At 59.6% G+C, this 14,790-nt stretch carries 14 protein-coding genes; 7 read left to right on the forward strand and 7 right to left on the reverse strand.

Going from position 1 to position 14,790, the window contains the following annotated elements; all coding sequences use genetic code 11:
* Positions 1-66 precede the first annotated feature (66 nt).
* Both AC3IT6_RS23915 and AC3IT6_RS23920 read left to right on the forward strand, forming a co-directional pair.
* Entirely contained in the window at positions 67-675 is a 609-nt protein-coding gene (locus tag AC3IT6_RS23915; RefSeq protein ID WP_489353247.1) for a DUF1120 domain-containing protein, read from the forward strand.
* A gap of 85 nt (positions 676-760) precedes the next feature.
* Positions 761-1,411, forward strand: coding sequence for a DUF1120 domain-containing protein (locus AC3IT6_RS23920; RefSeq protein WP_489353249.1), 651 nt, complete (start codon positions 761-763; stop codon positions 1,409-1,411).
* Between the two features lie 13 nt (positions 1,412-1,424).
* On the opposite strand, the gene AC3IT6_RS23925 is transcribed toward AC3IT6_RS23920, so the two are convergent.
* From AC3IT6_RS23925 to AC3IT6_RS23950, 6 genes are all read right to left on the reverse strand, one after another.
* Positions 1,425-2,729, reverse strand: coding sequence for a CynX/NimT family MFS transporter (locus AC3IT6_RS23925; protein WP_489353251.1), 1,305 nt, complete (start codon positions 2,727-2,729; stop codon positions 1,425-1,427).
* On the reverse strand, positions 2,719-3,378 hold the full coding sequence (locus AC3IT6_RS23930; protein WP_489353253.1) for a FadR/GntR family transcriptional regulator: 660 nt from the start codon (positions 3,376-3,378) through the stop codon (positions 2,719-2,721). Before AC3IT6_RS23930 ends, AC3IT6_RS23925 begins: the two co-directional genes overlap by 11 nt.
* A gap of 274 nt (positions 3,379-3,652) precedes the next feature.
* Positions 3,653-4,417: an amino acid ABC transporter ATP-binding protein gene (locus AC3IT6_RS23935; RefSeq protein ID WP_007989979.1), complete on the reverse strand. Its 765-nt coding sequence runs from the start codon at positions 4,415-4,417 to the stop codon at positions 3,653-3,655.
* A gap of 28 nt (positions 4,418-4,445) precedes the next feature.
* Positions 4,446-5,543 (reverse strand): amino acid ABC transporter permease, encoded by a 1,098-nt coding sequence (locus AC3IT6_RS23940; protein WP_095943796.1) that lies wholly within the window; start codon positions 5,541-5,543, stop codon positions 4,446-4,448.
* Between the two features lie 10 nt (positions 5,544-5,553).
* Positions 5,554-6,735, reverse strand: a complete 1,182-nt coding sequence (locus tag AC3IT6_RS23945) for an amino acid ABC transporter permease (RefSeq protein ID WP_489353256.1) — start codon at positions 6,733-6,735, stop codon at positions 5,554-5,556.
* Between the two features lie 65 nt (positions 6,736-6,800).
* Positions 6,801-7,832 (reverse strand): amino acid ABC transporter substrate-binding protein, encoded by a 1,032-nt coding sequence (locus AC3IT6_RS23950; RefSeq protein WP_046041975.1) that lies wholly within the window; start codon positions 7,830-7,832, stop codon positions 6,801-6,803.
* Between the two features lie 468 nt (positions 7,833-8,300).
* Here AC3IT6_RS23950 and AC3IT6_RS23955 point away from each other — a divergent pair, with 468 nt between their 5' ends.
* The 5 genes from AC3IT6_RS23955 to AC3IT6_RS23975 all read left to right on the forward strand — a co-directional run bounded on the left by AC3IT6_RS23955 (position 8,301) and on the right by AC3IT6_RS23975 (position 13,634).
* Positions 8,301-8,957 (forward strand): alpha/beta hydrolase, encoded by a 657-nt coding sequence (locus AC3IT6_RS23955; protein ID WP_151213857.1) that lies wholly within the window; start codon positions 8,301-8,303, stop codon positions 8,955-8,957.
* A 98-nt stretch (positions 8,958-9,055) separates the two neighbouring features.
* Complete coding sequence (rhlB, locus tag AC3IT6_RS23960; RefSeq protein ID WP_458370417.1) at positions 9,056-10,546, forward strand: ATP-dependent RNA helicase RhlB; 1,491 nt, start codon at positions 9,056-9,058, stop codon at positions 10,544-10,546.
* A gap of 137 nt (positions 10,547-10,683) precedes the next feature.
* Positions 10,684-11,628, forward strand: a complete 945-nt coding sequence (locus tag AC3IT6_RS23965) for an ornithine cyclodeaminase family protein (RefSeq protein ID WP_489353259.1) — start codon at positions 10,684-10,686, stop codon at positions 11,626-11,628.
* A gap of 146 nt (positions 11,629-11,774) precedes the next feature.
* Positions 11,775-12,908, forward strand: coding sequence for an NAD(P)/FAD-dependent oxidoreductase (locus AC3IT6_RS23970; protein WP_489353261.1), 1,134 nt, complete (start codon positions 11,775-11,777; stop codon positions 12,906-12,908).
* Positions 12,909-12,992: 84 nt separating this feature from the next.
* Positions 12,993-13,634 (forward strand): helix-turn-helix transcriptional regulator, encoded by a 642-nt coding sequence (locus AC3IT6_RS23975; RefSeq protein WP_458370419.1) that lies wholly within the window; start codon positions 12,993-12,995, stop codon positions 13,632-13,634.
* Between the two features lie 116 nt (positions 13,635-13,750).
* Here AC3IT6_RS23975 and AC3IT6_RS23980 read toward each other — a convergent pair whose 3' ends face one another.
* Positions 13,751-14,527 carry an ABC transporter substrate-binding protein gene (locus tag AC3IT6_RS23980; RefSeq protein WP_489353264.1) on the reverse strand — a complete coding sequence of 259 codons (777 nt, stop codon included), beginning with the start codon at positions 14,525-14,527 and terminating at the stop codon, positions 13,751-13,753.
* Positions 14,528-14,790 lie beyond the last annotated feature (263 nt).

The following is a 14,790-nucleotide window of genomic DNA, read 5'->3' on the forward strand; positions in this document are numbered from 1 at the left end:
ACCCGAAGTGCAATCACGCACCTCGGGCTATTCAAGGTCAACAACAATAGTAAGGAAGTTTCACTCATGAAAAAGTACTTCGTAGCACTCACCACAACGGCACTGATCAGCGCCGCTCCTTTTGCACTCGCAGCGTCGAGAACTGACCTGACGGTTACAGGCATCATCACGCCAGTCGCTTGCACGCCGACCTTCTCCGGTGGCGGTGTCATTGATCTCGGCAAGATCTCTTCCAAAGACCTTAATCAAACCAGCAATACTCTGGTTAGCACTGATTCGCTTACATTGACCGTGAACTGCAGTGCACCTGCTACATTCGCCATCAATCCTATCGACAATAATTCAGGTACGGCCCTTGATGACTGGTTTGGCCTTGGTCTGACCGATGACGGACAAAAGCTGGGATTCTTTTACCCAAAAATTCTGCGAGCCACAGCAGATGCATCGGCGGCTGATCCTATCGAATCAGTCGACGGACTCACCTGGGCGACAGCGACCTCTGCTCAACCGGGATATCGGTTGTCCGTTGCCACTACTGGCGATACCGATCCGATCGAAGCAAAGGTTGTCACCATGGACCTTGAGGTTGAAACATACATAGCTCGCGCCGACGGGCTTACCCTGGACAAAGAAGTCAACATTGATGGCTCCGCGACGTTCGAAATAATTTACTAATAAAGGCCAAGGCGCTGAACCGTTCGCTGCCTGAATGAACGGGCGGTTCAGCACCTATACCTTCTTCTCAAAACGGAATTTACCGATGAAGCGTATCCCTGCAACCCTGACCGTAGCGCTGTTAATGAGCGCGGCGACTTGCGCCCTGGCGGCGTCTACCGCTGACCTGATCGTCAACGGCATCATCACCCCGGTCGCCTGCACCCCGACTTTTTCCAACAACGGTCTTGTCGACTACGGAAAAATCTCCCGGCAGGACCTGAACGTCGACAAAAGGACGCAACTGCGTAACAAATCACTCGACCTCAACATCAGTTGCAACGTAGCTGCCCGTTTCGCATTGATCATGCGGGACAACCGGGAAGGCTCGGCCATCGTCAACAGTGAGATCTACTACGGCCTGCAGTTCGACCGCAGCGGCAACAAGATCGGCTTGTATTCACTGCACTTCGATCCCGCCAATACCGTAGCGGACGCTCTGCCTCAAGTGTACCGAACCGATTCCACCACTGGGGGGCTGGCGTGGAGCTCCTCCAGGTCCAGCCCCATACCGGTTGGCGCCCGAAGTTATCTGGGTTTTACCGATGTGGCGGGCAGCACCGCAGGTCCTATCATGATTCAGAACCTGAGCAGTCGGGTCACGATCGTCACGGTCATTGCCCCCACCTCAACACTGGACTTGAGTGACGATGCAACACTCGACGGCTCGGCGACCCTGGAGGTTCTCTACTTATAGGCCTGCGTCGCGATTAAATTTTCTCACTGCTGACCTGCACATACAGCGCCCGCCCGGCACCGAGCCCGGCGATGATCGCACCCAGGCCGATACCGCCAAAAATCCACCCCACTGCCGTCCAGCCGCCGGTCCAGTCATGCACGATACCGACCGCGAACGGCCCCATGGACGCCAGGGTGTAACCGAAGCCCTGGGCCATGCTCGACAGATTCGCCGCAACGTGGGAGTCCCGCGAGCGCAGCACGATCAGGGTCAATGCCAGGCTGAACGTGGCGCCCTGCCCAAGCCCGAGCACGATCGCCCAGCCCCATAAGCCTTCGATCGGTGCGTACAGGCAACCGAACAAGCCACCAAGGGTCAGCACCATCACGATCACAATCGCCAGCCGCTGGTCCTTGCCACGCGTCGCCAGCCATGGCGCGGCGAGGGAGCTGACCAGTTGCACGATCACCGACCCCGACAGCACCAGCCCGGCCTGGGTCGGGGTCAGACCACGGCCGATCAGGATCGACGGCAACCAGCCGAACACGATGTAGGCCAGGGACGATTGCAGGCCCATGTACAAGGTCACCTGCCAGGCCAGCGGATCGCGCAGCAATCCCCGAACGCGATAGGCGACGTTGTGCGCGCCGTGTTTCTGGCCGACTTGCGGCAACCAGAACAGCGCGGCCGCCAATGCCGGAATGACCCAGAAGCCGAGACCCAACGCCCAGCGCTTGTCGAAATGCTCACTCAACGGCACGGTCGCACCCGCCGCCATCGCCGCGCCCAGGCACAGGGCCATGGTGTAGACACCGGTCATGGTCCCGGCCTGTTTCGGGAAATCGCGCTTGACGATGCCCGGCAGCAACACGCCGATCACGCCGATGCTGGCACCGGCCAGCACACTGCCGGCAAACAGGCCGATCTCACCGAACGAACTGCGCAGGATGATCCCGCCCGCCAGAGTCAGAAGAATGCCCAGCACCACCCGCTCCGCACCAAATCGCCGCGCCAGCACGGGTGCCAACGGCGCAAACAGGCCCAGGCAAAGCACCGGCAACGTGGTCAGCAATCCCGCCGCGGATGCCGACAAGCCAAGGGACTTCGAGACCTCGCTGAGCATCGGCGCCATGCTCGACAGCGCCGGGCGCAGATTCAGCGCCACCAGTATCAGGCCCAGCAGCAACAACCACGGCCGGCGCAGAACCGGGTGGGTTTGCTGGACCTGTTCGTCATCGGCCTCGGCATCGATCAGCAGCTCTTCCAGCTCGGCCGAGCGTTTTAGGGCTGTGGATAACTCACTGCGGTGCATGGACTTCTCGGTTTCAAGGTTCATTGATCAACTGCCTCGACAGGGCTTTGGCCCGTTCCGGGTCGCGTTGTTCGACGGCATCGAGCAGCTCGATGTGCAGGTCGAACACTTCCTGGCGGCGCGGGACAATACTCAGGGTCTGGCGCAACTGCCCGCCGACGATACTGGAGAAATAGCGATATAACTCGCTGAGGGTCGGGTTGTGCGCGGCGTCCACCAGACGGCGGTGGAACACCAGATCGCAGGCAATGTAGGTGTCGAGATCGCCGTGATAGTGGCTGCCACTGACACCCAGCGCCTCGCGCAATGCCACCAGGTCTTCATCGGTGCGGCGCATGGCAGCCAGGCCAATGGCCTCGACTTCGAGGATGTGCCGGGTTTCCCGGGCCTGCTCAAGGGAACAACGGGACAGCGCCTTCAAGGTATCGAGCGGATCGACCACTGCCCGCAGGTAACTGCCGTCGCCCTGACGGATTTCGATCAACCCGGAAAATGCCAACACGCGCATGGCTTCACGCACGGTGTTACGGCTGATGCCTAGCTCGGCGGACAACTCAGGCTCGGTGGGCAAACGCTGGCCCACGACCCAAGTGCCCTGGTTGATGCGCAGGCGCAGCTGGTCAAGGGCCTGATCAACCAGGGATCGTTTCACTAATGGAGAGATTTCTGACATGGAATTCGCCCTCTCATCCAATCATAGGATGAATTTTCTGACATGTTAGTCAGTACCCTCCAGACGGGCAACTGCATAACGGCTGGAGCGGTGAGCCTAAATCCTGTGGGAGCGGGCTTGCTCGCGAAGACGGTGGCACATCCCACATCAATGTGAATGACACACTGCCTTCGCGAGCAAGCCCGCTCCCACAGGGTTTTGCATTCGGACGTTAAATCGCAGGCAAAAATAAACCCGGAACTCGGTCCGGGTTTATTTCAGTGCCTGGGTTCGATCAATGCAGGATCTGGCTCAGGAACAGCTTGGTGCGTTCATTCTGCGGCTTGTCGAAGAAGTCGTTCGGTGCAGCCTGCTCGACGATTTCGCCCTTGTCCATGAAGATCACGCGGTTGGCCACGGTGCGGGCGAAGCCCATTTCGTGGGTCACGCAGAGCATGGTCATGCCGTCTTCAGCCAAGCCGATCATGGTGTCGAGTACTTCCTTCACCATCTCCGGATCAAGCGCCGAGGTCGGTTCGTCGAACAGCATGATCTTCGGCTTCATGCACAGCGCGCGAGCGATCGCCACACGCTGCTGCTGACCGCCGGACAATTGCCCCGGGTACTTGTGCGCCTGCTCCGGAATGCGTACGCGTTCCAGGTAGTGCATGGCAATTTCCTCGGCCTTGCGCTTGGGCATCTTGCGCACCCACATCGGCGCCAGCGTGCAGTTCTGCAAGATGGTCAGGTGCGGGAACAGGTTGAAGTGCTGGAACACCATGCCGACTTCACGACGGATCGCTTCGATCTGCTTGAGGTCGTTGGTCAACTCCACGCCATCGACCACGATGCGGCCCTGCTGGTGCTCTTCCAGACGGTTGAGGCAGCGGATGGTGGTGGACTTGCCGGAACCCGACGGGCCGCACAGCACGATACGCTCGCCCTGCTTGACGTTGAGGTTGATGTCCTTGAGTACGTGAAACTGGCCGTACCACTTGTTCACGCCCTGCATCTGAATAATGCCTTCAGGGCTCACAGGCTGTTTGATTGCTTCGCTCATCACAAAACTTCCTAAATTAGGTAGCGACTTAGCGCTTGTGGCCAGTGTCGAGCTTGCGTTCCAGATGCATGGAATAGCGCGACATACCAAAACAGAAAATCCAGAACACCAGGGCGGCGAACACATAGCCTTCGGTGGCCATGCCCAGCCATTTCGGGTCGGCGGCGGCTTGCTTGACGCTGTTGAGCAGGTCGAACAGGCCGATGATGATCACCAGGCTCGTGTCCTTGAACAGCGCAATGAAGGTGTTGACGATGCCGGGGATCACCAGCTTCAGGGCTTGCGGCAGAATCACCAGGCCCATGCTGCGCCAGTAGCCCAGGCCCATCGCCGCCGCTGCTTCGTACTGACCTTTGGGAATCGCTTGCAGACCGCCGCGCACCACTTCAGCCACGTAGGCCGACTGGAACAGGATCACGCCGATCAACGCCCGCAGCAGCTTGTCGAAGTTCATGCCCTCAGGCAGGAACAACGGCAGCATCACCGAGGACATGAACAGCACCGTGATCAACGGCACGCCACGCCAGAATTCGATGAAGGTCACGCAGACCACGCGAATCGCCGGCATGTTCGAGCGACGGCCCAGCGCCAGGACGATCCCCAGTGGCAACGCACCGGCGATGCCGACGGTGGCGATCACCAAGGTCAGCATCAGGCCGCCCCACTGGCTGGTCGCCACGGCGTCCAGACCCAATACGCCGCCATGCAGCAGGCACCAGGCAATGATTGGGTACAGCACCAGGAAGCTCAGCCCGTACACCGCTTTATGGTGAAAGCGCGAGATGAACAACGGCGCCACGCCGACAATCGCCAGCCACACCGTCAGGTCCACGCGCCAGCGCAGTACCGGCGGGTAGTAGCCGTACATGAACTGGCCGAAACGCTGCTGGATGAACACCCAGCAGGCGCCCTCCTTGGTGCAGTCGGCCTGGCTGGTGCCGACCCAGTTGGCGTCAAGGATCGCCCACTGCAGGATTGGCGGTACCACCAGGTAGATGAGGTAGAACGCGAACAGGGTCAGCAGGGTGTTGAGCCAGCTGGAGAACATGTTCGCGCGCATCCACGCCACCGCACCGATGCTGCGGTTCGGTGGAGGCATGTCAGGTTTGAAAGTATGAGTACTCATGCGCTTTTCCTTACCGCTCGATCAGCGCAATGCGCTTGTTGTACCAGTTCATCAGCAGGGAAATGCTGATACTGATCGCCAGGTACACGCTCATGGTGATGGCAATCACCTCGATCGCCTGGCCGGTCTGGTTGAGCACAGTCCCGGCAAACAGCGAAACCATTTCCGGATAACCGATACCGGCCGCCAGCGAGGAGTTCTTCGCCAGGTTCAGGTATTGGCTGGTCAGCGGTGGAATGATCACGCGCAGGGCTTGCGGAATGATCACCTTGCGCAGGGTCGGACCGTTGCGCAGGCCGAGGGAATGCGCCGCTTCGGTCTGGCCATGGCTGACCGACTTGATGCCCGAACGCACGATCTCGGCAATGAATGCCGCGGTGTACACCGTCAGGGCCAGGGTCAGCGCCAGCAGTTCCGGGATCAACACCCAGCCACCGACGAAGTTGAAGCCTTGCAGCTTCGGCATTTCCCAGTGCACCGGTGCGCCGAAAATCAGCGCGCACAGCGCAGGGATGACCAGGAACATCGCCAGGCCAACCCAGAACTTGTGGAACGGCACACCGGTGGCTTCGAAGCGCTTGGTGGCCCAGCGGCTCATCAGCACGATGGCGACGATGGCGACGACAACGCTGGTCACAAACGGCCAGAAACCGTCCGCCATCAGCGCCGCCGGCATGTTCAGGCCACGGCTGCTGACAAAGAAGGTATCGCCGAAGTTATGGCTGTTACGCGGCCCCGGCATGGTCAGGAACACCGCGAAGTACCAGAACAGGATTTGCAGCAGTGGCGGAATATTGCGGAAGACTTCCACATACACCGTCGCTACCTTGCTGATGATCCAGTTCTTCGACAGCCGTGACACGCCGACGATGAACCCGAGGATCGTCGCCAGGATCACGCCGATGAAGGTCACCAGCAGCGTGTTGAGCAGGCCGATGACAAACACTCGGGCATAGGTGTCCGATTCGGTGTAGTCGATCAGGTGTTGAGCGATGCCGAAACCGGCACTGCGCTCCAGAAAGTCGAAACCGGAGGTAATGCCCCGGTGTTGCAGGTTGGTCTGGGTGTTATCGAACAGATACCAGCCCATCGAGACCACTGCGACAATGGTGATGATCTGGAATAGCCACGCACGCACTTTAGGATCGCTGAGGCTGAGCCTCTGCTTTGGTGCGCCGATTGAATTTTGCATGAAGTGCCCCGGAAATAATGGAACAGAACATCACCCGGTGGTTGGCCCACCGGGTGATAGAACCATCAGCGCACTGGTGGTGCGTATTGAATGCCGCCAGCGTTCCACAGGGCGTTCAGCCCGCGGTCGATTTCCAGCGGAGTGCCCTTGCCGAGGTTTTTCTCGAACACTTCGCCGTAGTTGCCGACTTGCTTGATGATCTGCACGACCCAGTCTTTCTTCACTTTCAGGTCTTTGCCGTATTCACCGTCGGTACCCAGCAGACGGGCAACGTCAGGGTTCTTGGTGCCCTTGGCTTCGGCTTCGACGTTCTTCGAAGTGATGCCGGCTTCTTCAGCGTTGAGCATGGCGTAGCCAGTCCAGCGCACGATGGCCAGCCACTCGTCGTCGCCATTACGCACGACCGGGCCCAGAGGTTCCTTGGAAATGGTTTCCGGCAGAACCACGTAGTCCTTCGGTGAAGCCAGCTTGCTGCGCTGAGCGAACAGCTGGGATTTGTCGGAGGTCAGTACGTCGCAACGACCGGATTCCAGCGACTTGGCGCTTTCGTCGGAGGTGTCGAAGGTGATCGGGGTGTATTTCAGGCCGTTGCCGCGGAAGTAGTCGGAAACGTTCAGTTCGGTAGTGGTACCGGCCTGGATGCAGATGGTTGCACCGTCCAGTTCCTTGGCGCTCTTGACGCCCAGCTTGTTGTTTACCAGGAAGCCGATGCCGTCGTAGTAGGTAATGAAGCCCGGGAATTTCAGGCCCATGCCCGCGTCACGGGAGCTGGTCATGGTGGTGTTGCGCGACAGGATGTCGATTTCGCCGGATTGCAGCGCGGTGAAGCGCTCCTTGGCGTTCAACTGGCTGAACTTGACCTTGGTCGCGTCGCCGAAGACAGCCGCCGCCACTGCACGGCAGTAGTCAGCATCGATACCGACGATCTTGCCGGTGGAATCCGGAACCGAGAAGCCTGGCAGACCATCGCTGACGCCACACTGCACGAAACCTTTCTTCATCACTGCATCCAGGGTTGCGCCCGCCTGGGCAAACCCGCTGACACCGAGTACCGCGGCTGCAGTCACGATAGCCAGGGTGGATTTCAACATCTTCATTCAAACCTCCAGTTTTGCTCTTGTTGTGTCGGAGCGTGAGTCCTGTCGCACCCTTTTGAGGCGTAGTCGACCCGTGTTGGCTTTTTTTGGGGTCAACCGACGTAAGACGTTAGCTATGAGTCTAGTAGGAGAAAATCCACGTCATGGAAAACTCACTCTCACCAGTCGGCCGAACGGGCTGTAGCCCTTTCACGTTCGCGAAGCCCCGTAGCGGCCATTGGCGAACATCCATCACCGGATTCTTTTCAATCCCACTGATAACCTTGGCCTGATAGTGTTACCGACAGGCGTGGGATTTTTCGTACAGACTTCGCCATAGCAAAGCCCGTACCACACCGCTCGCCGAAGCGGTTCAGCTGCAGGTCAATAGCAAAACTTGTAACCTTGCGACATCTTCGTAACAGATCAACCAGACGCGCACTCAGCCCTCGCACTCAATGAGAGCGCACGCACATTTTTGGAGCAGCCATGACCAACCCCTTGATTCTTCAACCCGTCAAGACCGCAGATGCCTGCGTTATCTGGCTGCACGGCCTGGGTGCCGATCGCTACGACTTTCTGCCAGTGGCCGAAGCCCTGCAGGAAACCCTGTTGAGCACCCGCTTTGTTTTGCCCCAGGCACCGAACCGCGCCGTGACCATCAACGGCGGTTACGAGATGCCGAGCTGGTACGACATATTGGCCATGAGCCCGGCGCGCGCGATCAATCGCGAGCAACTGGAAGAGTCGACCAACTGGATCATCGAACTGATCGAAACGCAGAAGGCCAGCGGAATAGACGCCTCGCGGATCTTCCTGGCAGGTTTTTCCCAGGGCGGTGCCGTGGTTTTCCACACCGCGTTTCTGAAATGGCAGGGACCGTTGGGTGGCGTAGTTGCCCTATCTACTTATGCACCGACCTTCAGCGACGAACTGCAACTGTCCGCCAGCCAGCAGCGCATTCCGGTGCTGTCGATGCACGGCCAGTACGACGACGTGGTGCAAAACTCGATGGGGCGCAGCGCCTACGAGCATTTGAAGCTGCGTGGTGTCACCGTGACATGGCAGGAGTACCCAATGGGTCACGAAGTGTTACCCGAAGAAATTCGCGACATCGGCGTCTGGCTCGCCGAGCGCTTGCGTTAAGCATTTCTGTTTAAAAGCGCCCTTTGATCCATCCCACTACGCCGCGCCCGATTCTTGCATTACACTGGCCGGCGTACATTCCTTAACCAATTGATGAGATGACCGTGCTCAAAGCACTCAAGAAAATGTTCGGTAAAAGCGAGACTGAGCAACTCGCGCCAGTTCCCAGCCCTGCGTCTCACGCTCCCGGCCACCGCACCGACGGTAATCAATCTGAACGAGCCGCCACCACCGCGGCACCCAAGCATGAGCCGAAGCCCCCAATAGCTGCCCAGCCTGCGGCGATAACAGCCCCGGAGCAGCCGCTCAGCGAAACGCCGAAACCCGCCAAACCGCGCCGCGAACCCAAGCCCAAGGCACCGGTCATCCCATGGAAACTCGAAGACTTCGTCGTCGAGCCCCAGGAAGGCAAGACCCGCTTCCACGATTTCAAACTCGCCCCGGAACTGATGCACGCCATCCAGGACCTGGGCTTCCCGTATTGCACGCCGATCCAGGCACAGGTGCTGGGCTTCACCCTCGCGGGCAAAGACGCCATCGGCCGCGCCCAGACCGGTACCGGCAAGACCGCTGCGTTCCTGGTCTCGATCATCACCCAGTTGCTGCAAACGCCGCCGCCGAAAGAGCGCTACATGGGTGAGCCACGGGCACTGATCATCGCGCCGACCCGCGAACTGGTGGTGCAGATCGCCAAGGACGCCGCCGACCTGACCAAGTACACCGGCCTCAACGTCATGACGTTCGTCGGTGGCATGGACTTCGACAAGCAGCTCAAGCACCTCGAAGCCCGCCACTGCGACATCCTCGTGGCCACGCCGGGCCGCCTGCTGGACTTCAACCAGCGCGGCGACGTGCACCTGGACATGGTCGAAGTGATGGTGCTGGACGAAGCCGACCGCATGCTCGACATGGGCTTCATCCCGCAAGTGCGCCAGATCATTCGCCAGACGCCGCCGAAGTCCGAGCGTCAGACGCTGCTGTTCTCCGCAACCTTCACCGAAGACGTGATGAACCTGGCCAAGCAATGGACCACCGACCCGTCGATCGTCGAGATCGAGTCGCAGAACGTGGCCAACGAAAACGTCGAGCAGCACATCTACGCGGTGGCCGCTGCCGACAAATACAAACTGCTCTACAACCTGGTCAACGACAATGGTTGGGAGCGGGTCATCGTGTTCGCCAACCGCAAGGATGAAGTGCGGCGCATCGAAGAACGCCTGGTGCGTGACGGCATCAACGCCGCGCAACTGTCCGGCGACGTGCCGCAGCACAAGCGCATCAAGACCCTCGAAGGCTTCCGCGAAGGCAAGATCCGTGTACTGGTCGCCACCGACGTGGCTGGTCGCGGCATCCACATCGACGGCATCAGCCACGTGATCAACTTCACCCTGCCGGAAGTGCCGGACGACTACGTGCACCGCATCGGTCGTACCGGCCGTGCTGGCGCCGACGGTGTGTCCATCAGCTTTGCCGGTGAAGACGACTCCTACCAGCTACCGTCCATCGAGGAAAAGCTGGGGCGCAAGATCAGCTGTGAAACGCCACCGACGCATCTGTTGCGGGCCGTTGAACGCAAGCGTCCTCATTAAGCGACGCTGAAAAGACAAGCGCAGCCGGAAACGGACTGCGCTTTTTTTTCGCCCGGTTTTTTTCAACAGGAGCTTGCCAGAGATATCTAAAAGTCCATAATGGACAAATTAGTTTACTTCCAGCTCCGGAGCCGACCATGTCCAGTACGCCCCAAGTGATCCCCCAAGCCCAGGCTCGCGAGCTACTGGCGCAGGTCGATGTGCCGCAGATCCTGCGCAAACTGTTCCGCGACCTGGCCGCCGGGCAAGCCGTACAACCGGCGCAGCAACTGGTGGAGTTTCCACAGGGCGCCGGCGATTTCATCAACTACCTGGGCGTGCTGGCCGAAGATGGCGTGTACGGGATCAAGACGTCGCCATACATCGTCCGTGAACAAGGGCCGCTGGTGACGGCGTGGACGCTGCTGATGTCGATGCAGACCGGCCAGCCGCTGTTACTGTGCGATGCCGGCGAACTGACCACGGCACGCACCGCTGCGACCACCGCTGTAGCGGTCGATGCCCTCGCGCCGCTCACAGCCAATCGCCTGGCCATCATCGGCAGCGGTAAAGTGGCCCAAGCGCACCTGCATTACGTGAAAGGCCTGCGCGACTGGCAGAGCATCAGCCTGTACTCGCCGAGCTTGAGCGAAGACGCCGAAACCGTGCGCCTGCTGAAAAACATCGAGCCACGCCTGAACATCGTCGACAGTCGCGAAGCTGCCGTTCAGGACGCCGACGTGATCATGCTCTGCACCTCGTCAGCCGGTCCGGTGATCGATCCGTCGAGCTTGCGCAAACCGGCGCTGATCACCTCCATCAGTACCAATGCGCCGCGTGCCCACGAAGTGCCGCCGCAGAGCCTCAACGACATGCAGGTGTTCTGCGACTATCGCCTGACCACCCCGGGCTCGGCCGGTGAAATGCTGATCGCCGCCGAACGGCACGGCTGGGACAAGGGCGCGATTGTCGGCGACCTGCCTGACTTGCTCAGCGAAAAAGTCCAGCGCCCGGATTACGATCGCCATGTGTTTTTCCGCTCGATCGGCCTGGGCCTGGAAGACATTGCGCTGGCCAATGCGATCTATCGCCGACATCACTAACACCGCGAAACCTGTGGGAGCGGGCTTGCTCGCGAATAGGGTCCGACATTCACCTGCAATGTCGACTGTCACACCGCTTTCGCGAGCAAGCCCGCTCCCACAGGGGATCATTACAATTTCAGCATTGCACTTCACTGGAGACGTTCATGAGCCAGGCAGATTTCATCATCATCGGCGGCGGGATTGCCGGTGCTTCCACGGGTTTCTGGCTGTCGCAGCACGGCCGCGTGATCGTGCTCGAACGCGAATCCCATCCGGCCTATCACTCCACCGGCCGGTCGGCGGCGCTGTACACCGCGGCCTACGGCACCCCGCAAGTGCGGGCATTGACCCTGGCCAGCCGGGACTTCTTCGACAACCCGCCCAGCGGTTTCTGCGAACACCCTCTGCTGACTCCGCGCGGCGAAATAACCGTGGATTTCACCGGTGACCCGGACGAACTGAACAGGCAATACCAGAGCGCAAAAACCACGGTGCCAGAGATGCAATTGCTCGGCGTCGACGAGGCCTGCGCGTTGGTGCCGATCCTGCGCCGGGAAAAGGTCCACGGCGCCATCTACGACCCGACCGCCAGCGACATCGACACCGATGCCCTGCACCAGGGCTATTTGCGTGGTATCCGCCGCAACCAGGGCGAAGTGCATACCGACAGCGAAGTCGTCGGCCTGAGCCGCGACGGCCAAGGTACATGGCACGTCCAGACCGGCAACCAGACCTTCAGCGCGCCGATCATCATCAACGCGGCCGGCGCGTGGGCCGACAAGATCGGCGAACTGGCTGGCGCCAAGCCGCTGGGCCTGCAACCGAAACGCCGGGCCGCGTTCATCTTCGCCGGCCCCGAAGGCGTGGACATCCACCATTGGCCGATGCTGGTCAGCCTCGACGAATCCTTCTACATGAAACCCGACGCCGGAATGTTCCTCGGCTCGCCGGCCAACGCCGACCCGGTGGAACCCCACGATGTGCAGCCCGAAGAGCTGGACATCGCCATGGGCATCTACCAGATCGAAGAAGCCACGACCCTGACCATTCGCCGCCCGACCCGCACCTGGGCCGGCCTGCGCAGCTTCGTCAGCGACGGCGACTTGCTGTCCGGCTTCGATCCACAGGTACCGGGACTGTTCTGGGTCGCGGCACAAGGCGGTTATGGCATCCAGACCTCTCCGGCCATGGGCCAGGCCAGCGCGGCACTGGTGCGCGGTGCCGCGTTGCCCGAGTCGCTCGGCCGTTTCGGCCTGAATGCCGAAATGCTTTCCCCTGCCCGCCTTGGCGGATCCTGATCCTCAGGTGACGTGCCCACACGATTACGGCACACTTTCAGCGCCCCTTTGATGGGGCGCTGACGCTGCCTGGAGTTCCACTGTATGAACGCCCCCGAAAAAGACTCGGCCCCGAACACTGCGTCGCTGGATAACTTCCGGGCGATCGCCGATGCCATCGCCACGTTGTTTTTCCCCCATGCCGAAGTGGTGCTGCACGACCTGCGCACGCAAAAGGTCGACTACATCGCCAACAACCTGTCCAAACGGGAAATCGGCGACGACTCGGCGCTGGAAGACATGCTCAGCGACGATGTCAGCGAACGAAACATCGGGCCGTACGAAAAGCTCAACTGGGATGGTCAGAAGATTCGCAGCCTCAGCACAGTGCTACGCGACAGCGAAGATCGTCCGCTGGCGATGTTGTGCATCAACCTGAATATTTCGTTGTTCGAAAATGCCAAGGCCGCTTTGGATCTGTTCCTGTCACCGACCAAGCTGATCCCGCAACCGGATGCACTGTTCCGCGATGACTGGCAGGAACGGATCAACACCTTCCTCCACGCCTGGCTGCGCGAGCGCCAGTTGAGCCTGAATCTGCTGACTCGCGACCACAAGCGGGAACTGGTGCTGGCGTTGCACGCCGAAGGCGCGTTCAAGGGCAAAAGCGCATCGAACTACGTGGCCAATGTGCTGAACATGGGCCGGGCGACGGTGTACAAGCATTTGAAGGAATTGAAGGGCTGAGCCCTGAGATTTGCATTGCTTGAACTGGCCTCTTCGCGAGCAAGCCCGCTCCCACACTGGATCTTCGTCTTATGGAGATCAAATGTGGGAGCGGGCTTGCTCGCGAAAGCTATAGATCAGTCGCCGTAGATGTCGGACTTGAAATACTTGTCCGAAATCTTCTGGTACTCACCACTGGCACGAATGCCATCAATGGCCGTGTTCAGCTCGCTGACCAGTTCGGTGTTGCCCTTGCGCACTGCAATCCCGGCACCCTCGCCCACATATTTCGGATCTTTCAATTCCGGCCCGACAAAGGCGTAACCCTTGCCACGCGGCATCGAGAGGAAGTCATTGAGCGGAATGGTGTCGGCAAAAATCGCGTCGAGGCGACCGGCTGCCAGGTCCATGTAGATTTCTTCGTTGTTGCTGTAGCGCTTGACGTTGATGCCATTGGGCTCGAAAACTTCGGTGGCGTAACGGTCGGTGGTGGTGGCGCGCTGCACGCCGACGGCCTTGCCCTTGAGGCTGGCGTACTGGTCATCCACCACCGCGCCATCCTTCATCACCAGGCGCGACGAAGTGAAATAGTACTTGTGGGTGAAATCCACCGACTTCTTGCGGTCTTCATTGATGGTCATGGACGACAGCGCCATGTCGATTTTCTTCACCTTCAGGGAAGGAATCAGACCGTCGAACTCGCCTTCGACCCACACACACTTGGCCTTCATCTGTGCGCACAAGGCATTGCCGATGTCATAGTCGAAACCGGCGATTTCGCCTTTGTCGGTTTTCGAGGCGAACGGTGGATACGCCGCTTCGATACCGATGCGCAGGGTTTTCTCGGCGGCGAACACAGTACTGCACGCCAACAGGCTCAAGGCCAGACCGGTGATGAGGGGGAACTTCTTCATGTTCGTTTTCTCGCGGTTGTTGTTGGTTTGGCAAGACAGAAGAAAAAGCTGAAACGGGTGGAAGCCTTTTTTGTACTTATAATTCCATACTGGACTTTTACGTATAAATCGTCAATGAGGCAAATGCAGCCTGTGCCGGCCGATGGTCGGGTGGTGGTTCTGCAAGGTATTGGGTGAGTCAGATGACCCCTTCGCGAGCAAGCCCGCTCCCACAGGGTTCTGTGTCGTACACAAATTTTGTGTTCAACCAGATCCATTGTGGG

The sequence above is a fragment of the Pseudomonas sp. KH_017 genome, assembly GCF_057840285.1.